17 protein-coding genes and 1 pseudogene are annotated in these 21,334 nt (G+C 73.5%); 8 read left to right on the top strand and 10 right to left on the bottom strand.

The window, feature by feature from the left end; all coding sequences use genetic code 11:
• Positions 1 to 32: 32 nt before the first annotated feature.
• Complete coding sequence (locus AC3IYI_RS31040) at positions 33 to 815, bottom strand: class I SAM-dependent methyltransferase (RefSeq protein ID WP_489406785.1); 783 nt, start codon at positions 813 to 815, stop codon at positions 33 to 35.
• Between the two features lie 52 nt (positions 816 to 867).
• Positions 868 to 2,706: a malto-oligosyltrehalose trehalohydrolase gene (gene treZ / locus AC3IYI_RS31045; protein ID WP_489406786.1), complete on the bottom strand. Its 1,839-nt coding sequence runs from the start codon at positions 2,704 to 2,706 to the stop codon at positions 868 to 870.
• A 111-nt stretch (positions 2,707 to 2,817) separates the two neighbouring features.
• Here treZ and AC3IYI_RS31050 point away from each other — a divergent pair, with 111 nt between their 5' ends.
• Positions 2,818 to 3,381, top strand: a complete 564-nt coding sequence (locus AC3IYI_RS31050; RefSeq protein ID WP_489406787.1) for an FHA domain-containing protein — start codon at positions 2,818 to 2,820, stop codon at positions 3,379 to 3,381.
• 132 nt (positions 3,382 to 3,513) lie between these two features.
• Positions 3,514 to 3,984: a GNAT family N-acetyltransferase gene (locus AC3IYI_RS31055; protein ID WP_489406788.1), complete on the top strand. Its 471-nt coding sequence runs from the start codon at positions 3,514 to 3,516 to the stop codon at positions 3,982 to 3,984.
• Between the two features lie 87 nt (positions 3,985 to 4,071).
• Here the strand turns inward: AC3IYI_RS31055 and AC3IYI_RS31060 are convergent, their stop codons facing one another.
• A complete protein-coding gene (locus AC3IYI_RS31060; protein ID WP_489406789.1) occupies positions 4,072 to 5,352 on the bottom strand; it encodes a M14 family zinc carboxypeptidase in 1,281 nt (426 codons plus the stop codon).
• A gap of 195 nt (positions 5,353 to 5,547) precedes the next feature.
• A complete protein-coding gene (gene treY / locus AC3IYI_RS31065; RefSeq protein ID WP_489406790.1) occupies positions 5,548 to 7,884 on the bottom strand; it encodes a malto-oligosyltrehalose synthase in 2,337 nt (778 codons plus the stop codon).
• Between the two features lie 82 nt (positions 7,885 to 7,966).
• Here treY and AC3IYI_RS31070 point away from each other — a divergent pair, with 82 nt between their 5' ends.
• A complete protein-coding gene (locus tag AC3IYI_RS31070; RefSeq protein WP_489406791.1) occupies positions 7,967 to 9,250 on the top strand; it encodes an MFS transporter in 1,284 nt (427 codons plus the stop codon).
• Here AC3IYI_RS31070 and glgX read toward each other — a convergent pair.
• A complete protein-coding gene (gene glgX / locus AC3IYI_RS31075; protein WP_489406792.1) occupies positions 9,235 to 11,349 on the bottom strand; it encodes a glycogen debranching protein GlgX in 2,115 nt (704 codons plus the stop codon). The genes AC3IYI_RS31070 and glgX overlap by 16 nt on opposite strands.
• A 339-nt stretch (positions 11,350 to 11,688) precedes the next feature.
• Between glgX and AC3IYI_RS31080 the strand changes: the two genes are divergently transcribed.
• Positions 11,689 to 12,969 carry a DUF5919 domain-containing protein gene (locus AC3IYI_RS31080; protein ID WP_489406793.1) on the top strand — a complete coding sequence of 427 codons (1,281 nt, stop codon included), beginning with the start codon at positions 11,689 to 11,691 and terminating at the stop codon, positions 12,967 to 12,969.
• Between the two features lie 91 nt (positions 12,970 to 13,060).
• Positions 13,061 to 13,804 carry an exonuclease domain-containing protein gene (locus tag AC3IYI_RS31085; protein ID WP_489406794.1) on the top strand — a complete coding sequence of 248 codons (744 nt, stop codon included), beginning with the start codon at positions 13,061 to 13,063 and terminating at the stop codon, positions 13,802 to 13,804.
• 42 nt (positions 13,805 to 13,846) lie between these two features.
• On the opposite strand, the gene AC3IYI_RS31090 is transcribed toward AC3IYI_RS31085, so the two are convergent.
• Positions 13,847 to 14,404 carry a TetR/AcrR family transcriptional regulator gene (locus AC3IYI_RS31090; protein ID WP_489406795.1) on the bottom strand — a complete coding sequence of 186 codons (558 nt, stop codon included), beginning with the start codon at positions 14,402 to 14,404 and terminating at the stop codon, positions 13,847 to 13,849.
• A 106-nt stretch (positions 14,405 to 14,510) separates the two neighbouring features.
• Between AC3IYI_RS31090 and AC3IYI_RS31095 the strand changes: the two genes are divergently transcribed.
• Positions 14,511 to 15,107 (top strand): DUF2867 domain-containing protein, encoded by a 597-nt coding sequence (locus AC3IYI_RS31095; RefSeq protein WP_489406796.1) that lies wholly within the window; start codon positions 14,511 to 14,513, stop codon positions 15,105 to 15,107.
• A gap of 19 nt (positions 15,108 to 15,126) precedes the next feature.
• Here the strand turns inward: AC3IYI_RS31095 and AC3IYI_RS31100 are convergent, their stop codons facing one another.
• Both AC3IYI_RS31100 and AC3IYI_RS31105 read right to left on the bottom strand, forming a co-directional pair.
• Entirely contained in the window at positions 15,127 to 15,768 is a 642-nt protein-coding gene (locus AC3IYI_RS31100) for a hypothetical protein (protein ID WP_489406797.1), read from the bottom strand.
• Between the two features lie 23 nt (positions 15,769 to 15,791).
• Positions 15,792 to 16,658: a phosphotransferase enzyme family protein gene (locus AC3IYI_RS31105; RefSeq protein WP_489406798.1), complete on the bottom strand. Its 867-nt coding sequence runs from the start codon at positions 16,656 to 16,658 to the stop codon at positions 15,792 to 15,794.
• Positions 16,659 to 16,777: 119 nt separating this feature from the next.
• On the opposite strand from AC3IYI_RS31105, the pseudogene mgt reads away from it, so the two are divergent.
• Positions 16,778 to 18,048 (top strand): annotated as a pseudogene (mgt, locus tag AC3IYI_RS31110) (macrolide-inactivating glycosyltransferase).
• Positions 18,049 to 18,050: 2 nt separating this feature from the next.
• Here mgt and AC3IYI_RS31115 read toward each other — a convergent pair.
• Positions 18,051 to 19,547, bottom strand: coding sequence for an IMP dehydrogenase (locus AC3IYI_RS31115; protein ID WP_489406799.1), 1,497 nt, complete (start codon positions 19,545 to 19,547; stop codon positions 18,051 to 18,053).
• 252 nt (positions 19,548 to 19,799) lie between these two features.
• Between AC3IYI_RS31115 and AC3IYI_RS31120 the strand changes: the two genes are divergently transcribed.
• On the top strand, positions 19,800 to 20,390 hold the full coding sequence (locus AC3IYI_RS31120; protein ID WP_489406800.1) for a DUF1697 domain-containing protein: 591 nt from the start codon (positions 19,800 to 19,802) through the stop codon (positions 20,388 to 20,390).
• Between the two features lie 41 nt (positions 20,391 to 20,431).
• Here the strand turns inward: AC3IYI_RS31120 and AC3IYI_RS31125 are convergent, their stop codons facing one another.
• Positions 20,432 to 21,289: an aldo/keto reductase gene (locus AC3IYI_RS31125; protein ID WP_489406801.1), complete on the bottom strand. Its 858-nt coding sequence runs from the start codon at positions 21,287 to 21,289 to the stop codon at positions 20,432 to 20,434.
• Positions 21,290 to 21,334 lie beyond the last annotated feature (45 nt).

The raw sequence follows: 21,334 nt of genomic DNA on the forward strand, positions 1-21,334 counted from the left end.
GCAGCAGTGGGAGAGCGCCCCTCGCCGGGGGTTCAGGCCCCGGCGAGGACCAGGCGGTAGCCGTAGTCGACGCTCTCCCGCTCCAGCAGGGCGGCGTGGCGCCGCTGCCAGGCCCCCGACCGCAGGTCCTCGCGCAGCCGGGCGATCGCCGGCTCCACGACGGAGGCCGGCAGGCTCGCGAAGGTGGAGCTGGCAGCCCGTACGACCGGGTCGAGGTAGGACTCGGGCCGGCGCCAGAAGGCGGCCCGGAAGCCGTCGGTGAAATCGTGCGGGACGGGGAAGGGCAGCACGGTGTGCGCGTCCAGCGCCCCGGTCACCACGGACAGCGGGACGAACGTGGAGCGCTCCCGTTCCCCGACCTCCGGCAAGTACTCCTCGAAGAACCACAGATCAGGCGTCCGGTGCTCCGGATCCCAGGTGAAGACGGCCTGGCGCCGGGAGACCCGCCGCAGTTCCGCCAGACCGCCCGCGGGGTCCGGCCAGTGGTGGACGGTCATCACCGCCATCGCGGCGTCGAACGCCCCGTCGGGGAAGGGCAGTTGCTGCGCTCCGGCCCTGACCTTGCGGGTCCCCGGGTGCTGGTCGAGCATGACCCGGGACGGGTCCACGGCCGTCACCTCGCGATCCTGAGGCTCGTACGAACCGGCGCCCGCGCCCACGTTGACGACGGTCCGGGCGTCCCCCAGGGCGTCCGCGATCAGCGCGGCCAGCCGCGGATCGGGCCGCCGGACCTCCCGGTAACCCACCCCGATCCGGTCGTACTTGGCCGAGCGGCTGCCCCCGGCCGCGGACGTTCCGACAGATTCGATCTTCATGGGGTCGATCCCACCAGACGGCCCCGGGCCTCCGCGACCGGGTTTACGGGCCTCAGGGGCCCAGGACCACCGCCGACTCGGCCGGTACGTGGACCCGTCCGTCGGCGTCCGGATGCTCGACGGGGAGCCAGGCGGCCAGGACCCGGACGCCGTTGCGGCCGAGCGCGACGGTGACCGGCTCCGCGGAGAGGTTCACCACCACGCGGACGTCGCCCCGGCGGAACGTCAGCCAGCGGCGCTCCTCGTCATGGGCGATCCGCACCGCCGCCAGATCGGGATCGCGCAGGTCGGAGTGGGTCCGGCGGAGCGTGATCAGGGCGCGGTACCAGTCCAGCAGGCGGGCGTGTGCCGCACGGCCCGGCTCCGCCCAGTCGAGGCAGGAGCGGTTCCGGGTGGCGGGGTCCTGGGGGTCGGGGATCTCCTCCGCCTTCCAGCCGTGCTCCGCGAACTCCCGCCGCCGGCCCGCCCGTACGGCCTCGGCGAGCTCCTCGTCGGGATGGTCGGTGAAGTACTGCCACGGCGTGCCGGCGCCCCACTCCTCGCCCATGAACAGCATCGGCACGAACGGCCCGGTCAGCGCCACCGTCGCCGCGCACGCCAGCAGCCCGGGGGACAGGGAGGCCGAGAGCCGGTCGCCCAGCGCGCGGTTGCCGATCTGGTCGTGGGTCTGGGCGTAGCCGAGGAAGCGGTGCGCCGGGGTGCGGCCGCGGTCCACCGCGCGGCCGTGGTGGCGGCCCCGGAAGGAGGACCAGGTCCCGTCGTGGAAGAAGGCCCGGGTCATGGTCTTGGCGAGGGCCCCGAGCGGGGCCTCGGCGAAGTCCGCGTAGTACGCCTGCGACTCGCCGGTGAGCGCACAGTGCAGGGCGTGGTGGAAGTCGTCGTTCCACTGCGCGTGCAGGCCCAGGCCCCCGGCGGCGCGCGGGTTCGTGGTGCGGGGATCACAGCGGTCCGACTCCGCGATCAGGAACAGCGGCCGTCCCGTCTCGGCGGCCAGCTCGTCCACCGCCGCGGACAGCTCCTCCAGGAAGGTCAGCGCCCGGTCGTCGGCGAGTGCGTGCACCGCGTCCAGCCGCAGCCCGTCGATCCGGTAGTCGCGCAGCCAGGCCAGCGCGCTGCCCAGGAAGTACGCGCGCACCTCGTCGGAGCCGGGCGCGTCCAGATTCACCGCCGCGCCCCAGGGGGTGTGGTGGGTCTCGGTGAAGTACGGGCCGAAGACGGGGAGGTGGTTGCCGGAGGGGCCGAGGTGGTTGTGCACCACGTCGAGCACCACGCCGAGCCCGGCGGTGTGCGCGGCCTCCACGAACCGGATCAGCCCGGCCGGCCCCCCGTACGGCTCGTGCACCGCCCACGGCGCGACGCCGTCGTACCCCCAGCCGTGCCGCCCGGGGAAGGAGCACACCGGCATCAGCTCGACGTGGGTGATGCCGAGGGCGGTGAGGTGGCCGAGGCGGGCGGCGGCCGAGTCGAAGGTGCCCTCGGGGGTGAAGGTGCCGATGTGCAGCTCGTACAGGACGGCGTCCTGCAGCGGCACCCGGGGGGAGGGCGCCGGTTCGGCAGGGGTGAGGGCGGCGAAGTCGACCACGGCCGAGAGCCCGTCGGGGCCTTCCGGCAGGCGCCGGCCGCGCGGATCGGGGCGTACGGGGTGCGTGTGGTCCGGATGGGCCGGGTGCTCCGCGTGGTGTCCGGGGTGTACCGGGTCGCGCGGATCGTCACCGGGAACGTGAGCCTCCGGGCCGCCGCCCAGCTGGAACCCGTAGTGGGATCCGTCCCGTGCCGCGGCCTCCACGACCCACCAGCCGGGGCGCTGCGGATCGCGCTCCATCGCGTACGCGGCCCCGTCGAGCCGCAGTGCTACCCGGTCTGTCAGCGGTGCCCACACCTCGAACTGCACGGACGGTCCCCTCGTCTGGCGGCGCTACCCAACCTGCGTCTCCGGGCCATCATCCCCGGCCGGGCGCGGGAGTTCTGGACACTCTGCCCCCGACAGGCCGACAATCACCTGGTGACGTCGAGTTTCGAGTTCTCCGCCTTCCCCGCGCCGCGGCTCTCCGATGCCGAGCGCGACCGCGCCCTGGGCCAGCTCAGGGAGGGTGCCGCCGTCGGCAAGCTGTCGCACGACACCTTCCTGCGCCGCATGGAACTCGCCCTTGTCGCCCGACGTTCCGAGGACCTCGCCGTGCTCACCGCGGACCTGGAGGGCCGGGAGGGCGAGGAGAGCCCGTGGACCCGTCGGTTGTTCGGCTGGGTGGGGCGGGTCTCGGCGGTGTCCGTGGGCGTACGGCGGGCCTGGGCCGTGGAGAAGCTGCCCCCGCTGCTCCTTCCGCACCCGAGTGCCGGACCGCTGCGGATCGGCCGCGACCCGGGCAACGGGCTGCGCCTGAGCCACGAGACCGTGTCGCGGGCCCACGCGGAACTGGGCATCCGGGACGGGGTCTGGGTGGTCCGGGACCTCGGCTCCACGAACGGGACCACGGTCAACGGGCGCCGGGTGACGGGCTCGGCGGTGGTGCGGGACGGGGACCAGATCGGCTTCGGGCGGATGAGCTTCCGGCTGTCGGGCGGCTGAATCCGAGGCTGGGGGGTCCGGCGGGAGCCCGGCGGGGGCCCGGGCGTGCGGGGGCGCGGGCGGGGAGCGGCCGGAGGCCGGCCCCGGGACCCGGTTGCCGGGCCGAAGCGTGCCGTGCGGAGGATGGAACCCATGGAACACACGTCTGCCGCCCCCGTCGTACGGCCCGCGCGCCCCGAGGACCTGCCCCGGCTGGTCGAGCTCATGCGCGAGCACATGGTGTACGAGAGGTCCGCGCCCCGCCCGGCCCCGCTCGCCGACCGGCTCGGCGCGCAGCTGTTCGCCGACGGGGCCCGGCTGTGGGTGCTGCTGGCCGAGACCCCGCAGGGCGAGGTCGCCGGGTACGCCGCCTGCTCGGCCGAATTCTCCTTCTGGGAGGCCCGCCACTACCTCCACATGGACTGCCTCTACCTGGCCGAGGAGGCCCGCGGACACGGCCTCGGCGCGGCGCTGATGGACGGGGTGGCCGCGCTCGCACGCGAGCTGGGCCTCGGCCACGTCGAGTGGCAGACGCCCGACTGGAACGAGGGCGCGATCCGCTTCTACGACCGGCTCGGGGCCACCGGCAAGCCGAAGCTCCGGTACGCCCTGCCGGTGGAGTAGCCCGCGCCCGCCCACGGGTCCCCGCCTGCAGGCCCCGTCTGCCCGCCTGCCCGCCTGCCCGCCTGTCCGCCTCACGCTCCGGCCCGGCTACCGGCCCGCCGCCACGAGCCGGTCGTAGGCCGCCAGGACGACCCGGGACTGGTGCTCCACCTGTGTGGCCACCGGGACCCAGCGCGCCTGGAAGCGGTCCGCGAACTCCTCGCACCACCCCGTCACGAGCCGGTCCAGGGCCGGTGCCGTCGGCTGTCCCTGGGCGCGCAGCACCCGGAGCAGCATCGCCGCGGCGCGCAGCGAGAGCCGCCGTCCGAAGGCGTCGATGCTCCCGATGTAAGCCGCCGTCGCCTCGGCGGGAGCCCCGGGGCCCGTCCACTCGGCGGTGATCCGGGGGATCAGCGCGAGCGTCCAGTCCACGGCGCGCAGCAGGGCCCCGGCGGCCGGGTCCGTACCGTCGGCCGCGCCCTCCCGCAGGGCCGCCACCTGCGCGGCGTCGGCGGTGAGCCGGCCGGCCAGGACGCGCAGCGCGGCGCGCGGGTCGGGGTGCGGGGCCGGGTCGTCGACCAGGTCCGAGGCCCACATGGGGACTTCGACGATCGCGGTGGTGCCGGCGTGGCGGTGGGCGTGGTACCAGGTGCTGAGCCGGGTGTCCTCGGGGTGGAACGGCCCGTCGTCCCTGGTCCCGGGCTCGGGCATCACGAAGATCCCCGCCCCCGGCGAGGGCCACCCCGAGGCGTCGGAGGCGCTGGTCTCGACCGGAATGCGCAGCTCGGCGGCCGATTTGCCGAAGGGCTCCGCGAGACCGGGTATGTCCCGGGTCAGCTGCACCCAGGAGCCGCCGAGATCGGTGCCGTGCAGGGAGACCTGGAGGACGGGCCGGAGCTCGTCGATGAGCCGGGTCAGGGCGAGGGTCTCCGGCGGAAGACGGTCCGGGGGCAGTAAAGACGGCGCCCACTCGGGCTGTTCGGGGCCGGGCGGCCGGAAGAAGTTCCGGTGGTAGTCGAGCAGGGAGTACGGGCGGGGAGTGCGGTGCAGGGCCGCGCCGTCGGGGTCGGCGCAGAGCAGGAAGTGCCAGGTCGCTGTGGCTGTGGCTGTGGCGGGGGGTACGCGGATCAGGTGCCGGGCGAGCGCGAGGGCGGTGGCCCCGCCGACGGGCTCGTTGGCGTGGGCGCCGGCGACGACGAGCACGTTCGGAGCCGTTGCCGCAGTCGTCGCCGGGGTGCGGCCCACGGAGAGCAGCCACAGGGGTTCCCCGGCCCGGGACGCGCCGATCTGGCGGAGCCGGGCCAGGGCGGGGTGTTCATCGGCCAGGGCGCGGGCGGCCAGGGCCAGTTCGTGGGGGGTGGGGTAGCACATGTCACGGATGAGGGTCACAGGTGATCCCATTCCCGCCGCGAGCCTGCCCTAGCCGTCTTCGCCCGGCCCGGGCACCGCCCGGACCCGCGCCTCAAACGCCGGCGAGGCTGGATGTGGCCGGACGGGCTGGAAAATCCAGCCCGTCCGGCGTTTGAGGACCGGGGTCTGGGGCGGAGCCCCAGGAAACGGTGAAAGGGCGGGGCGGGGAGCAGCTCATGCCCGGGTCGGGTCCTCCCGGAGGAGGATGGCTACCGGGGTGGTGTCGCCCAGGAGTTCCGCGAGCGGCAGGTCGCCTGCGTACGCGGCCGCGGCAGCGGCCCCCGCGCCGAGGAGCGGCAGGTGCCGCCAGCGTCCAGGCGGCAGGGGCAGGGCCGTGTCCCGCCAGCCGCCGGCCCCGGCCAGTCCGTGCGACAGGCGGGTCGCCACCGCCACCAGGCCGGCCGAGCGGGCGAAGGCCACGCAGTGCTCCGCCGCCGGGCCCCGGGCGAGCAGCGGCGCGTAGCCGGTGAACAGCCCGGGCCGGCTCCGCCGCAGCCGCAGCAGGGCGGCGGTGAGGGCGAGCTTCTCCTCGGCCGTGCCGGACGGCGCGGCCCCCGCGTCCAGCCGGGCCAGGGCCTCCCGGGGGAAGACGGCGCGTCGCCGGTTGTCCGGGTCGACCAGGGCCCGGTACTCCGTCTCCGCGCCCTGGTACACCTCCGGGACCCCGGGCATGGCCAGGTGCAGCAGCGCCGCGCCGAGCAGATTGGCGCGGGCGGCCGCCGCCAGGGGCCCGGCCGGCTCCGGGGCGGCGGCCGCCACGACGTACCCCGGGACCGTGGCCTCGTACGCCCGGTTCTGCTCGGTCCACGAGGTGTGCAGGGCGGCTTCGCGGACGGCCTTGAGCAGGGCCTGCGCGAGGCGGTCGCGGCGCACCACGGGGGAGTCGCCGGCTCCGAGTCCGTACGCCGTCTGCCAGGCCACCCAGGCGAGTTGGGGATCCGCGCCGGTGGGCTCCGGCACGGAATCCGGGTCCTGCGAGAGCGCCGAGATCCGTGCCCGGACGTCCGCGCTGCGCTTCGTGTCGTGCGTGGTCAGCACCGTTCCGGCGTGGGGCCACAGCCGCGCCTGCTCGGCGCAGTACGCGTGGAACTCCGCCACCGTGACCGCCGGAGCCCCCGGATCCCCGCCCACCTCCGTGGCCGACAGCAGCGGGGCGTACCGGTAGAACGCCCTGTCCTCGAGGGACTTGGCGCGCAGGGCCGCCGAGGTCTGGGCGAAGCGGGCCGCGAAGGCCGGGTCCCGCAGCAGCAGTTCGCGTACGCCGGCCACCGGGCCCGCGCCGGACCGCGCGGCGGCCCGCTCCAGGGCCTCCGGCGCGAGCCGCTGATCGCCGGGGTAGGGGCGGTAGACGGGATAGGCGATGAGCAACTCGCGTACCGCACAGGCGAGTTCCGGGCCCGCCAATCGCTCCAGGGTGGCGAGCTCGGCGGCCAGGTCCCATGTCAGGACCTCCCGGGCGCCCGCCGCGGCCGTCACCTCCCAGCGGGGCTGCCCGGTCGCCTCGCGGAACCGGGCGTCGAGCCGCGCGGCCCCGGCCGGGTCGGTCAGCACCCCGTCCACCCGGTACAGCGCGTCGTACCCGGTGGTCCCGGCCACCGGCCAGGCGGGAGCCAGCCGCTCCTCGCGGGCGAGGATCTTCTCGACCACCACCCAGCAGTCCCCGCCGACGGCGTCACGCAGTCGCCGCAGGTACCCCTCGGGGTCCGCCAGGCCGTCCACGTGGTCGATCCGCAGCCCGCCGGCGACCCCGTCCCGGACCAGTTCCAGCACCTTGGCGTGGGTGACGGCGAAGACCTCGGGGTCCTCGACGCGGACCCCGATCAGCTCCGAAATGGTGAAGAAGCGACGGTAGTTGAGGCCGGTGCGGGCCTCCCGCCAGCACGCGGGCCGGTACCACTGGGCGGCGAGCAGCGCCGCCGGCTCCAGAGCGGCCGTGCCCTCGCGGAGGGGGAACTCCAGCTTCCCGATCCGCAGCACGGCCCCGCCGGCGCCCTCCCCGATCTCGATGGATCCCGGATCCAGCGGCTCCGCGAGCACGGGCAGCAGCAGCTGCCCCCCGCCCGCCTCCCAGTCGATGTCGAACCAGCGCGCGTACGGCGAGCCGGGCCCCTCCCGGGCCACCTCCCACAACGGCCGGTTGAGGCCGAGCGGCGCCGGCAGGGCCATGTGGTTCGGCACGATGTCGAGCACCAGTGCGAGCCCGTGCGCCCGCGCCTCGGCGGCCAGGGCCCGCAGCCCGTCCTCTCCGCCCAGCTCCACCCGGACCCGGGTGTGGTCGGTGACGTCGTACCCGTGGGACGAACCGGGCACCGCCTCCAGCACGGGGGACAGGTGCAGGTGCGACACGCCGAGCGAGGCGAGGTACGGTACGACGCCCCGCGCGTGGCCGAAGGTGAACTCGGGGCGCAGCTGGAGGCGGTAGGTCGACGCCGGGGTGACGGCCGGTGGTACATCGGTTTCCGGCCGGTTGAACTCGGGGCGGGTGCGACCGGTGCGCGGGGGCAGGCTCATGAGAACGTACGTACCCAGGATGCGGGATTCCGTGCCATTACCCAATGCATCCGGGTGACTGCGCCGGGTTAACGTTGCTCAAGTGTTTGGAACCGTCAACACCTATCGAAAAGTAATTGCCCTGACCGGGCCCCTACTCCCGCTCATTTCCTTCCTCGCCCGCCTGCCCGTCGCGATGTCGCAGTTCGGCAGCGTCCTCCTGGTCGCCGAGACCAGTGGCTCCCTCGCCACCGCGGGCATAGTCGGTGGCACCCTCTCCGCCGGACAGGTCGTCTTCGGCCCCGTCCTGGGCCGGCTCGCCGACCGCCACGGGCAGCGTTCCGTCGTCCTGGCGGCCGCCGCCGTCAACGCGGTGGCGACCGCCGCCCTGGTGGCCGGGGCGCTCGCCGACCTCGCCACCGTCCCGCTCGCCGCGATCGGCTTCATCACCGGGGCCTCGGTCCCGCTGATCGGACCGCTCGCCCGTACCCGCTCCGTGGCCCTGGCGCACCGCGCCAAGTCCGACGAGAGCGTCGTGGGCGCCATCCACTCCCTCGAAGGCACCCTGGACGAGGTCTCCTTCGTCTTCGGGCCCGCCCTCGTGGGCCTGGCCACGCTCGCCCTGCACCCGGCCGTCGCGCTGGGCGGCGCGGCCGCCCTCGTCGCCGTCTTCGGCACCCTCTACGCGCTGCACCCGACCGCCGCCGTCACGGCCGGAGTGCCCGCCGGAGTCCGCCGGGACAAGGAGCGCTCCCGGGTCCGCCCGCCGCGCGTGGTCTTCGCGGTGCGGGGCTCCCTCGCCCTCCAGGGCGCCATGTTCGGTGCCTGCCAGGCCGGAATCGCCGCCCTTACCGCACAGTTGGGCGTCCCCGGCCAGGCCGGCATCGTGTACGCGGCCATGGGAGTCGTCAGCGCCGCCGTCGGGCTCTCGCTCGGCGCGCTGCCCGCCCGCTTCGGGCTGCGGCTGCGCTGGCGGGTGGCCACGGCCGCCGCGCTCGTGCTCTCCGTACCCCTGCTCTTCACGGACACCCTGTGGCCGCTGTACGTGGTCGTCACCGTGCTCGGAGCCGCCTACGCACCGCACCTGATCACCGCCTTCGCGCTCACGGAGCGGGCAGTGGAGCCGTCCCGGCTCGCCGAGTCGATGGCCATCGCCGCCAGCTCGCTCGTCGCCGGCCAGGCCGCCTCGCTCGCCGTCTCCGGGCGGCTCGCCGAGTGGTACGGGCCCTGGGCCGCCTTCGCGGTGGCCGTGGGCGCGGCCGCCCTGTGCCTGGTCCTGGCCCTCGTCACCAAGGTGCCGGCGGCCCGTACGCACGCCCCGGTGGCCTCCGGCACGGGCGCCCGTCCGGACGCCGTCCTGGAAGGCGCCGCCTACGCCGGGCGCTGAAGCACCACCAGACACCGTCCCGTCAGTGTCACCCGGTCCCCGGCCGCATACTGCGGCCCGGTACCGGGTGCCAGCACCTCCGGCCGCGCCGTGTCCACGACCAGCCGCCACTGCGCTCCGTGCCCGGCCGGGACCGTGAAGTCCTGCGCCTCGGCGCCCGCGTTGAACATCAGCAGGAACGAGTCGTCGGTGATCCGCTCCCCGCGGGTGCCGGGCTCCGAGATGGCCTCCCCGTTCAGGAACACCGCCAGCGCCCGCGCGTGCTGGGCCTGCCAGTCGCGGGCCCGCATCTCCTCGCCGTGCGGGGTGAACCAGGCGATGTCCGAGAGCTCGTCGTGCGTCCCCTCCACCGGCCGGCCGTGGAAGAACCGGCGCCGCCGGAACACCGGGTGCTCCCGCCGCAGCCACACCATCCGCCGGGTGAACTCCAAGAGCGCGGGCGCCGGTTTGCCGGGCTCCGGCCAGGTCACCCACGACAGCTCGTTGTCCTGGCAGTAGGCGTTGTTGTTGCCGCCCTGGCTGCGGGCGAACTCGTCGCCGTGACTGATCATCGGCACGCCCTGCGAAAGCATCAGCGTGGCGATGAAGTTGCGCATCTGGCGCTCACGCAGCTCCACGGTCTCCGGGTCCTCCGTCGGCCCCTCCGTCCCGCAGTTCCAGGACCGGTTGTGGGTTTCGCCGTCCCGATTGCCCTCACGGTTGGCCTCGTTGTGCTTCTCGTTGTACGAGACCAGGTCGTTCAGGGTGAAACCGTCGTGGCAGGTGGTGAAGTTGATCGAGGCCAGCGGCCGCCGGCCGTCGTCCTGGTAGAGGTCCGAGGAGCCCGTCAGCCGGCCCGCGAACTCCGCGAGCGTGCGCGGCTGCCCGCGCCACAAGTCCCGTACGGTGTCCCGGTACTTGCCGTTCCACTCGGTCCACAGCGGCGGGAAGTTGCCCACCTGATAGCCGCCCTCGCCCAGGTCCCACGGCTCCGCGATCAGCTTGACCTGGCTGACCACCGGATCCTGCTGGACCAGGTCGAAGAACGAGGACAGCCGGTCCACCTCGTGGAACTGGCGGGCCAGCGTGGCCGCGAGGTCGAAGCGGAAGCCGTCCACGTGCATCTCGGTGACCCAGTAGCGCAGTGAGTCCATGATCAGCTGGAGCACGTGCGGGGAGCGCATCAGCAGCGAGTTCCCGGTGCCGGTGGTGTCCATGTAGTGCCGGGGGTCGTCCGCCAGCCGGTAGTACGAGGCGTTGTCCAGCCCCCGGAAGGACAGCGTCGGGCCCAGGTGGTTGCCCTCGGCCGTGTGGTTGTAGACCACGTCGAGGATCACCTCGATGCCGGCCTCGTGCAGGGCCCGGACGGCCGACTTGAACTCCAGCACCTGCTGGCCGCGGTCGCCCGAGGCGTAGCCGTTGTGCGGGGCGAAGAAGCCGATGGTGTTGTAGCCCCAGTAGTTGCTGAGCCCGTCGTCGACGAGGCGGTGGTCGTTGACGAACTGGTGGACCGGCATCAGCTCCAGCGCCGTCACCCCCAGCTTGGTCAGGTGCCCGATGACCGCCGGGTGCGCGAGGGCCCCGTACGTGCCGCGCAGCTCCTCGGGGAGGTCCGGGTGACGCATGGTCAGGCCCTTCACGTGGGCCTCGTAGAGCACGGTGTGGTGGTACTCGTGGCGCGGCGGCCGGTCGTTGGCCCAGTCGAAGTACGGGTTGACCACGACCGAACTCATGCTCTTGGGCGCGGAGTCCAGATCGTTGCGGGAGTCGGGCCGGCCGAAGTGGTAGCCGTACACCTCCTCGCCCCAGTCGACGCTCCCCGCGACGGCCCGCGCGTACGGGTCCAGGAGCAGCTTCGCCGCGTTGCAGCGCCGGCCGCGCTCGGGCTCGTAGGGGCCGTGCACCCGGAACCCGTAGCGCTGGCCGGGCATGATGCCCGGCAGGTAGGCGTGCCGGACGAACGCGTCGGTCTCGCGCAGTTCGATCGCGGTCTCCGAACCGTCGTCGTGCAGCAGGCACAGCTCGATGCGTCGGGCGGCCTCCGAATAGACCGCGAAATTGGTGCCGGCGCCGTCATACGTGGCGCCGAGCGGATACGCCTGTCCCGGCCAGACCTGCATAGAAACGACTCTTCCCCTCTGTCCCTCTGGTGTCCCTCTGTGTAGGGCTGATCCGGCGTGGACCACGTCATTGCCAGATCTTCCCCGAAAGAGGGGTCTCACGCGGGGACTTGGGAGGGTGCTACCGGGTGACCCGGAGAGCTGGTAAGAGGGTTGCCGGACCATGGGGAGATCGGATCGTCGGCAGAGCGGATAATGGGCCAACGGGCGGGCCGGGTACGGACCGTGAGCCCGCGCCCGGCCGCAGGGCCGCGCATCGGGCTGCAGGGTGCCGCACGCGCGGAGTACCCTTCCGTGATCACTGGAGACGGGCGTCCAGACGCAGGAGGCGGTGCACGGGTGAGCTCGGGAGGTCTGGAGCTGCCCCCTGGTGACGGTGGTCACGAGGGCGGCCCGGCGGACGCCGCGGGCGGTGCGGCCGGCGGGATTCCCGCCGGGGCCGTGTCGCTGGCCCCGCCGGAGGCCGGTGGGACCGGGAAGGCGCAGGCGGGAGCCGGTGCCGAGCTGGACTGGGGCGCGGACGCCTGGAGCGAGGTCCGGACCCGGGCCCAGCGCGCCGGCCGTGCGTACATCTGGCTCAACCTGATCGAGCAGCGGCTGCGGTCCGTGGTCGGGGCGGTCCTGCGGCCGGTCTACGAGCCCGTGCACGGCGGGGACGACTGGGTGGTGGCGGCCGCGGGTCCCGCCGGCCAGGAGTGGGTGCAGCGCGCGGTCGCCGTACGGGAGGTCAGCCGGCGCAAGGGCTACCTGCTGGACTCCGCCGACGACAACGTGCTGAGCTTCCTCACCCTGCCGCAGCTGCGCGAGCTGATGGTCCAGCACTGGCCCTGCTTCGAGCCGTACTTCGACGACCGGCGCGAGATCGAGCAGGCGCTGGACGAGCTGGAGGTCACCCGCAACGTCGTCTCGCGCAACCGGGCCCTGTCGCGGGCGGTCCTGGAACAGGCCGAGCGGGCGTCGGCGCGGCTGCTGGAGGTACTGGGCGGCGGCGCGGGCTCGCCGGCGGCGGACCGGCTGCCCATCGACGCCGTCGAGGACCTGGTCGGCGACCGGTACGCGGACGTCATCTCCGTCCACCCGGACCGGGTGCGGCTGCAGCGCCAGCTCCCGGCCGAGGACCTCTTCGGCGGTGCGCGGCGGCTCGACGCCATCGGCATCGGGCTCAACCTGCTGGTCCAGAACTTCTCGGGCCGAAGACTCGTACGGCTCGCGGAAGCCGGCTGCCGGGTGCGGCTGCTGTTCCTGAACCCGGCGAGCAGCGCGGTCAAACGGCGCGAGCGGGAGCTGGGCCTGCGCAAGGGCGAGCTGAGCCGCTCGGTGGAGATGAACATCCTGCACGTGCGACGGGTCCGGGCGGGCCTGCGCGACCCCTCGCGCTTCGAGATCCACGTCTTCGACGAGACCCCGCGCTTCACCGCGTACCTGGTGGAGGGCGAGTCCTCGGGCATCGCGGTGGTCCAGTCGTACCTGCGCCGGGCCCGGGGCATGGAGGCACCGGTCCTGGTCCTGCGGGGCGGCGGCCGGGCCGCACAGGTACGACCTGGCCACGAGCACGGGCTGTTCCCGACGTACCGCGAGGAATTCGAGTCGATCTGGCAGGACTCCCGCCCGGTGTCGTGAGCGGGGGCGGCCGCCCCGGCTCCCGGGCTGTCAGTGGCCCGTGGCAGGCTGAAAGCCGTTGACGTAAAGGGACGGGTACGGGGGGCACGCGATGGGGGACTGGGCGGGGGACTGGATGGGGGACTGGCACGGCGGGCCGATGGTGGCCTTCGATCTGGAGACCACGGGGACCGACATCGAGTCCGACCGGATCGTGACGGCGGCCGTCGTCACGGTCGGGCCGGACGGGCAGGTGGCGGGGGAGCGGACGTGGCTCGTCGATCCCGGCGTACCCATCCCGGAGCAGGCCTCGGCCATCCACGGCATCTCCACGGACCACGCCCGCTCGCGGGGGATGGCGGCGGCCGCGGCGATCGAGGAGATCACCCGGACGCTCGTGGAGGCGCTGAGCTCGGGGACCCCGCTGGTGGTGATGAACGCGCGGTACGACCTGACCCTGCTGGACCGCGAGTGCCGCCGCCACGGGATCCGTCCGCTGGGCGAGCGCTGGCCGGGGACGTCCGCGCCGCCCGTCATCGACCCGCTGGTGCTGGACAAGCACGCGGACCGGTACCGCAAGGGCCGGCGGACCCTCCAGGCCCTCTGCGAGCACTACGGCGTGACCCTGGAAGCGGCGCACGACGCGGGCGCGGACGCGCTGGCGGCGGCCCGCGCAGCGCGGCGGATGGGAGCCGTGCACGCGGCGATAGGGACAGTTGCCCTGGCGGACCTGCACGAGCTCCAGATCCGCGCGGCGGCCGAACAGGCGGCCTCGCTGCAGAGCTACCTGCGGCGGACCTCGGACCCCGAGGCGATAGTCGAGCGGGCCTGGCCCGTGGTGCCGTACCGGGTCTGACGGACGGTTCGGGAGACCGGGCTCCCGGGCCCCCGCCATCGCCTATCGCAGCAGCCAGTCCCGGGTGTGCTCCATGACCTCGGAACGGCTTCGGGGGCCGTGGTCGGCGGCGATGAGGAAGCTGCCGATCCGGATGGAGTAGACGATCATGCAGCGGACCTCGACGTCGTCCTCGTCGGGAACGAACGCGGCGAACAGCGAACGCAGGTAGTCCATGCGGCGGTTGTCCACGCGCCGGAGCCGCTCCGCGACGGACTCGTCGCGCCGCGCCCAGTCGCGGATCGCGAGGTCGAGGGGGACGCCCCGCGCCGGACTGTCGGAGGCCGCGGCGATGGCGAACAGCCGCTTCAGCCTGGCCCGGGGGTCGCCGCCCGCGCCCTCGACCTGTTCGATCACCGCCTCGGCGGCCTCGCGCTCCCAGGTGTCGAGCATCTCGGTGAGCAGCGTGTCCCGGTTGCCGAAGTGCCCGTAGAAGCCGCCCTTGCTGACACCGAGAGCCTGCGCGAGCGGCTCGATCCGGACGGCTTGCGGGCCTCCGGCGGCGAGCGCGCGCAGCCCCTCCTCGATCCAGCTGTGACGTGGCGTGCGGGTCGCGCCCACGGCGTGTCTCCCCTCGGTACGTGCGCCGTCCACCGATCTATACGGTGGCGTATAGATCAGTGTTAGTCTGCTATCTATACGGCATCGTATAGATAGGGGCTTGCTCATGAGACTCCCCAGAACCGCGCACACCGACCGTCCTTGGCGGATCCACGAGATCGCCGGCGACTTCCAGCTCGAGGACGTGTGGGCACTGCCGACACCGGGCGGACCGGACGACCTCGCACGGCTCGTGGACCAGTTCGCGAGCGGAAACGGGAGCATGGTCGACTCCCCCGTGGGGCGCGCGCTCTTCGCGATCCGCTGGAAGCTCGGGGCGCTGTTCGGCTGGGACAAGCCGGCCGACGGCGTCGGCGGCAGGGTCCCGGCGCTGCGGGACCGGCTGCCCGCGGACCTCGCCGAGGGGCCCAGCGGGCCCGACCTCAGCACGTTCCCGTTCACTTCCGTCTACCAGACCCATGACGAATGGGCGGCGGAGACGGCCAACCGGACCGTGCACGGGGTGCTGCACATCGGCTGGGTCCCGGACGGAGCCGGCGGCTACCACGGTCAGATGGCCGTCCTGGTCAAGCCGAACGGCCTCCTCGGCGCCGTCTACATGGCGGGCATCAAGCCCTTCCGCTACCTCGGGGTGTACCCGGCGATGTTGCGCGGCATCGGCCGTGAATGGGAGGCCCGTACGGGGTCCGGCGCGGCGGCCTGACCCCACGAGGGGCGGCGGGTCAGCGGTCCGGCCACTGATCACGGTAGACGACGTGCAGCCCGCTGCCGCCGTCGGCCGTGAGGCCGTCGCCCTGGCCCATCGTGGCGCAGTAGTGCGCGTGGCGCGGGTGGGCCCGGACGTAGCCCGGACCCCGGTGGGCCACGTCGGCGAAGAGCCACGAGGTGTCGGCGAACAGCTTGGCGCTGCCCGTCATGAACAGCGTCCCGGCGTGGACGTGCTGGTGGAACCGGTCCCGGTTCTCCCGGTGGAGCCGCTCCGGGCGGTGGTCGACGCCGCGGTCCGCCGAAGGCGGCCCGGGCAGGTCCGCGGTCTGCGGCCGGCCCGGGCCCAGCCGGGCCCGCAGCTCCTTCCAGCGCGAGGGGGCGAACTGGAGCGAGTGGTGCAGGAGGACCAGGTCGAGGCCCGCCTCGCCGGTGTCGGGGTCGGTGCGCCGCAGCGGTACGTGGACCAGCGAGCGCGGGGAGGTGGCGGCGAGCGACCACAGCCCGGCGACGAGCTGCGCGGCCTGCTGGTCGACCTGGGCGTCCAGGTACCAGTAGCCCTCCGACAGCACCGCGCGCGCCGGCGGCCGGGCCGGGCGGATCACCTTGAACTCCGCCGGGCCGAGCCGGGCCCGGTGGATGGCGAGGGGAAGTTTCATATGCCGGAATTGATACGCGACCCCTAGAACGGATGCCAGCGGATTTCCGGGTCGCCCTCGCGCAGGGATGCCACCCGGCGGCTGAACTCGGCCAGGGCCTTCGGGTTGGCCGGGGCGTGCTGGGAGACCCAGGCGCAGCTGGCCGTCTCGCGGGCGCCGCGCAGGACCGCGCAGCCCTCCCAGTCGCGCACGTCCCAGCCGTACGCCGCCGTGAACTCCTCGTACGACGCGCCGGGCAGTCCGTACCGGTCGCGGGAGAGGGCCATCACCACCAGGTCGTGCTCGCGCAGGTCGGCGGAGACCGTCTCCAGGTCGACGAGCACCGGCCCGTCCGGGCCCACGTGGACGTTGCGGGGCAGCGCGTCGCCGTGGATCGGGCCCGGCGCGAGGTGCGGGGTGAGGCCGGCGACCTGGGCGGCGTACCCGTCGCGGCGGGCCCGCAAATACGCCGCGTCCGCCGGATCGATCGCCCCGCCCGCGAGCCGCAGCCAGCGCTCGACCCCGCCCAGCAGATCGCGCGGGGGCAGTGCGAAGGGGGGCGCGGGCAGGGCGTGGATCTGCCGCAGCAGCGCCGCGAGGTCCCCCGGGCCGGCCGGGCGGACCGCGTCGGGGAGCCGGTGCCACACCGTCACCGGGTGCCCGTCCACCAGCCGGGGCTCCGGCTCGGCCGCCCGGACCGCGGGAACCCCGCACTCCGCGAGCCAGGCCGCCACCGCGAGCTCCAGCCCGGCGCGCGGCAGCAGCGCCGCCTCCCGGCCGACCTTGGCGACGAGGCCGTCGTCGAGCGCGAAGACGGCGTTCTCGCCGAGGGCCAGCAGCCGGGGTCCGGACGCCCCCGCCGGTGCCAGGCCCGCCGCCGTCAGGGCTTCCCGGGCGCGTGCCTCGTCCATGCCGTCTCCGCAGTCCGTCCGTTTCCCCGGGTGCCCCGGGCGGCACCGGGGCGTACCCGGGTGCTCATGACCGGACAAGTTTCGCATCCGGCCCGTCCTCGAGAGCTTTCCCCCACAGGTTGCACGAGACGTCTCGTCTCGTTATCTTTTCCTCATGACCACGACGCCGAAGCCCGCCCACATCGCCATGTTCTCCATCGCCGCCGCCGGCCACGTGAACCCGAGCATCGAAGTGATCCGCGAACTGGTCGCCCGTGGCCACCGCGTCAGCTACGCCATCCCCGCCGCGTACGCCGACAAGATCGCCGAGACCGGCGCCACCCCGGTGATCTGGAACTCCACCCTCCCCACCGACGAGGACCCCGACGCGTGGGGCACCGAGCTCATCGACAACATCGAGCCCTTCCTCGCCGACGCCGTCCAGGCCCTGCCGCAGCTCGCGGCCGCCTTCGAGGGCGACGAGCCGGACCTCGTCCTCCACGACATCACCGCCTACCCCGCGCGGGTCCTCGCCCACCGCTGGGGCGTCCCCGCCGTCTCCCTCTCCCCGACCCTGGTCGCCTGGACCGGCTACGAGGAGGAGGTCGGCGAGCCGATGACCGCCGAACTGCGGGCGTCCGCGCGCGGGAAGGCGTACTACGACCGCTTCCGCGCCTGGCTCGACGAGAACGGCATCGACGAGGACAGCGACCGCTTCGTCGGCCGCCCCCGCCGCAGCGTCGTCCTCATCCCGCGCGCCCTCCAGCCCCACGCCGACCGGGTCGACGAGGCCGTGTACACCTTCGTCGGCGCCTGCCAGGGCGACCGCAGCGCCACCCAGGGCACCTGGACGCGCCCCGCGGGCGCCGACGGGAAGAAGGTCCTCCTGGTCTCCTTCGGGTCCACCTTCACCAAGCAGCCGGCCTTCTACCGGGCCTGCCTGGAGGCCTTCGGGGACCTGCCCGACTGGCACGTGGTGCTCCAGATCGGCAAGTTCACCGACGAGGCCGAGCTCGGTGCGGTCCCCGCCAACGTCGAAGTCCACCGCTGGGTTCCCCAGTTGGACATCCTGAGCCAGGCCGACGCCTTCATCACCCACGCGGGCACGGGCGGTTGCCAGGAGGGGCTGGCCACCGGCACCCCGATGGTCGCGGTCCCGCAGGCCGTCGACCAGTTCGCCAACGCCGACATGCTGGCCGCCCTCGGTGTCGCCCGGCACGTCCCGATGGCCGAGGCCGACGCCGCGACCCTGCGCGAAGCCGTCCTCGCCCTGGTCGCCGACCCGGGGGTGGCCGCCCGCGCGGACCGGATCCGCCGCGAGATGGCGACGGAGGGCGGCACGCGACAGGCGGCCGACCTGATCGAGGCCGAACTGCGCGGGGCCGAACTGCCCGGGGCGCGGACGGCGTGAACTCAGGCGAGGGTCGCCGGGGTGTCCCGCAGGGTGACGTTGGCGTGGCTCTCCTGGAAGCTCTGGTCGGAGACCAGGGTCAGCCGGGCGGTGGACTGGAATTCCGCGAGCGTGGCCGAACCGCAGGAGACCATCGTGGTCTTGAGTTTGGCGATGGTCAGGGCAAGCCCTTCAGTGAGGTCGCCGGCGTAGGGGACGTAGCCGTCCACGCCTTCCTCGAAGATCAGGCCCTGGCCGCCCTGTCCGTAGCGCTGCCAGTTGCGGGCGCGGTGCGAGCCCTCGCCCCAGTACTCCTTCACGAAGCCGTCCCGGGAGGGGAGCTTGGCGCCGGCGGCCTGGTCGAAGCGGGCGAAGTAGCGTCCCATCATCACGAAGTCGGCTCCCATCGCCAGCGCCAGGGCCACGTGGTAGTCGTGCACCAGTCCGCCGTCGGAGCAGATCGGCACGTACTCGCCGGTGCGATCGCGGAAGGCGTCGCGGGCGGCGGCGACGTCCAGCACGGCGCTGGCCTGGCCGCGGCCGATGCCCTTCTGGTCGCGGGTGATGCAGATGGAGCCGCCGCCCACGCCCACCTTCACGAAGTCCGCCCCGGCCTCCGCGAGGAAGGTGAACGCTTCGCCGTCGACCACGTTTCCGCCGCCCGTCGGGATCTCCGGGTAGTGCTTCTTCACCCAGGCCAGGGCCTGCGCCTGCCAGTCGCTGTAGCCGTCGGAGGAGTCGAAGCACAGGGCATCCGCGCCCGCCTCGATCAGGGCGGGGACCCGCTCCTGGTAGTCGTGGGTGTTGATGCCCGCACCCACCCGCAGGCGTTTGGCGCTGTCCACGGCCTGGTTCGGGAAGCGCTTGTTGTCCGCGTAGTCGGACCGGAACACCAGGTACTGCAGACGGCCCTCGGCGTCCAGCACCGGGAGGCAGTCCAGCCGCTGGTCCCACAGCCGGGCGTTGGCCTCGGAGAGCGTGATGTCGGCGCCGGCGTGGGGCAGGTCGGCGAGGGCGGTCATCCGGCCGCTCACCGGCCCGTCGAGGTCGTGGCGCTGGGGGTGGAAGTCGCGCGAGGTCACCAGGCCGAGCAGGCGGCCGACGGGGGTGCCGTCGTGGGTGACCGCGGCGGTGCTGTGACCGGTGCGTCGCATGACGGCGACCAGGTGGCTCAGGCTGTCGTCCGGGCGGACGTTGGTGTCGCTCGTGACGAACCCGGCCTTGAAGTTCTTCACCTCGCGGACGGCTGCGGCCTGGTCCCGGACCGACTGGTTGTGGTGCAGGAAGCTCAGTCCGCCGCTGCGTGCGAGCGCGATCGCGAGTTCCGGTGTGCTCACCGCTTGCATGATCGCGGAGGTGAACGGGGAGCCGAGTTCGATCGCCGACCGCCGGCCCACGACGTGCCGGACCAGGGGCGTGGACAGGTCGACCGTGGCGGGCGAACAGTCGGTCCGGGTGCGGTTCGGCAAGAGCAGGAACTCGTTGAACGTCCTTGAGACCTCGGCGATGAGCTGTGCCACGCATTCCTCCTGACCCGGCGGCCGGGTTCCGACTGCCCGGCCGTGAAGACCGCCCCGAGATGCGAGCGAGCGGGCAGGCGCCCGTACGGCAGCCATGGAGATGCCACGCACTGCGGCAGAGCCCTGACCAGCCCGTATCCCACCGGTTGCGGTCGTGACCTGGCACCCTACCGACTGCCCCCGCCATCAAACGAATTGGGCTCCGCCTGCGCCACACGCAACTCCGCTCCGGCCGCGCCCTATCGTGCAGGCATGACCAAGACGACCAAGCCGGCCAAGACGGCCAAGCCGGCCAAGGCGAAGTACGCGGCGCTGCTCCGGGGCATCAACGTCGGCGGCAACAAGAAGGTGCCGATGGCCGAGCTGCGCCAGGTCCTGGAAGGCCTCGGCCATGAGGACGCGCAGACGTACCTCCAGAGCGGCAACGCCGTCTTCACCAGCACGACGGGCAAGGCCCCGGCCGACCTCGCCCGCGACCTGGAAGCGGCCATCGAAGCCCACTTCGGCTTCCGGGTCCCCTGCCTGGTCCTCGACGGCGCCTACCTGCGCGCCGTCGCCGACGCCTGCCCCTTCCCGGCCGCCGACCTCGAAGGCAAGCAGCTGCACGCCACCTTCTGCTCCGAGCAGCCCGCAGAGTCCCGCTTCGCCTCGATCGACGCCCCCGCGTACCTCCCGGAGGAGTACCGCGTGGGCGACCGCGTCATCTACCTCTACGCTCCGAACGGCCTCGGCCGCTCCAAACTCGGCGAGGCCCTCGCGAAGCCCGCGCTGGTCAAGGGCCTGGACGTGACCACCCGCAACTGGAACACGGTCGCCAAGCTGGTGGAGCTCACGCGGGACTGACCCTCGGGGCAGTGGACGGGGACCAGGCCGAAAGAGACGACCTAGTCCGCCAGCCCGTTCAGCAGGGTCATCTCGTGCGGAGTCAGGTGGACCGTTGCCGCGTCCAGGTTCTCCGCCAGGTGGTCCGGGGAACCGGTCCCGGGCGTGGGGCACAGCACCGGGGAGTGCTGGAGGAGCCAGGCGAGGGCGATCTGGCCGCTGGACGCGCCGTGTTCGGCGGCGACCGCAGTCAGTGCGGCGGCGCTCTCCCGGGTCAGGGCGCCGCTGCCCAGCGGGTAGTAGGGGAGGAAGGCGACGCCGCGCTCCTCGCACAGCGCGAGGAGTTCCGCCGAGGAACGGTCCAGGAGGTTGTACGGGTTCTGGACCGAGGCCACCGGGACCAGGGACAGGGCTTCCCTGAGCTGGTCCGCCGTCACCGTGTTCAGCCCGATGTGGCGGATCTTGCCCTCCGCCCGGAGCTCGGCCAGCGTGCGCAGCTGCTCCGCCGGCGGGACGGCCGGGTCGAAGCGGTGCAGCTGGTAGAGGTCGATCCGGTCCAGGCGGAGCCTGCGCAGGCTCGCCTCGCACATGGAACGCAGGTCCTCCGGGCGGCCCGCCGCATGCCACTGGTCGGGGCCGGTGCGCACCACCCCGCCCTTGGTGGAGACCACCAGCCGCTCCCCGTACGGGTGGAGGGCTTCGGCGACCAGTTCCTCGGCCAGGTGGGGGCCGTAGTTGTCGGCGGTGTCGATCAGCGTGACCCCGCGTGCGACGGCGGTGCGCAGCAGCGCGACCGATGCGGGGCGGGCGGCGCGCGGGCCCCAGTAGCCGGCGCCCACCAGGCCGCCGGTGCCCAGGCCGAGGCGGCGTACGGGCAGGTCCCCGCCGAGTGCGAACGTCTCATCCACGTCAACAGACATGGCCCGACCGTAGCCCAGGACCGCGGATGTGCCAGGCTCGTGGGC

The sequence above is a fragment of the Streptomyces sp. GL_148 genome, assembly GCF_057834205.1.

Excerpts from the sequence above, each read along its gene's own strand:
- AC3IYI_RS31040 (WP_489406785.1), bottom strand. The coding sequence starts at position 815 with ATGAAGATCGAATCTGTCGGAACGTCCGCGGCCGGGGGCAGCCGCTCG.
- AC3IYI_RS31055 (WP_489406788.1), top strand. The coding sequence starts at position 3,514 with ATGGAACACACGTCTGCCGCCCCCGTCGTACGGCCCGCGCGCCCCGAG.
- treY (WP_489406790.1), bottom strand. The coding sequence starts at position 7,884 with ATGAGCCTGCCCCCGCGCACCGGTCGCACCCGCCCCGAGTTCAACCGG.
- glgX (WP_489406792.1), bottom strand. The coding sequence starts at position 11,349 with ATGCAGGTCTGGCCGGGACAGGCGTATCCGCTCGGCGCCACGTATGAC.
- AC3IYI_RS31085 (WP_489406794.1), top strand. The coding sequence starts at position 13,061 with ATGGGGGACTGGGCGGGGGACTGGATGGGGGACTGGCACGGCGGGCCG.
- AC3IYI_RS31095 (WP_489406796.1), top strand. The coding sequence starts at position 14,511 with ATGAGACTCCCCAGAACCGCGCACACCGACCGTCCTTGGCGGATCCAC.
- AC3IYI_RS31100 (WP_489406797.1), bottom strand. The coding sequence starts at position 15,768 with ATGAAACTTCCCCTCGCCATCCACCGGGCCCGGCTCGGCCCGGCGGAG.
- AC3IYI_RS31105 (WP_489406798.1), bottom strand. The coding sequence starts at position 16,658 with ATGGACGAGGCACGCGCCCGGGAAGCCCTGACGGCGGCGGGCCTGGCA.
- AC3IYI_RS31120 (WP_489406800.1), top strand. The coding sequence starts at position 19,800 with ATGACCAAGACGACCAAGCCGGCCAAGACGGCCAAGCCGGCCAAGGCG.
- AC3IYI_RS31125 (WP_489406801.1), bottom strand. The coding sequence starts at position 21,289 with ATGTCTGTTGACGTGGATGAGACGTTCGCACTCGGCGGGGACCTGCCC.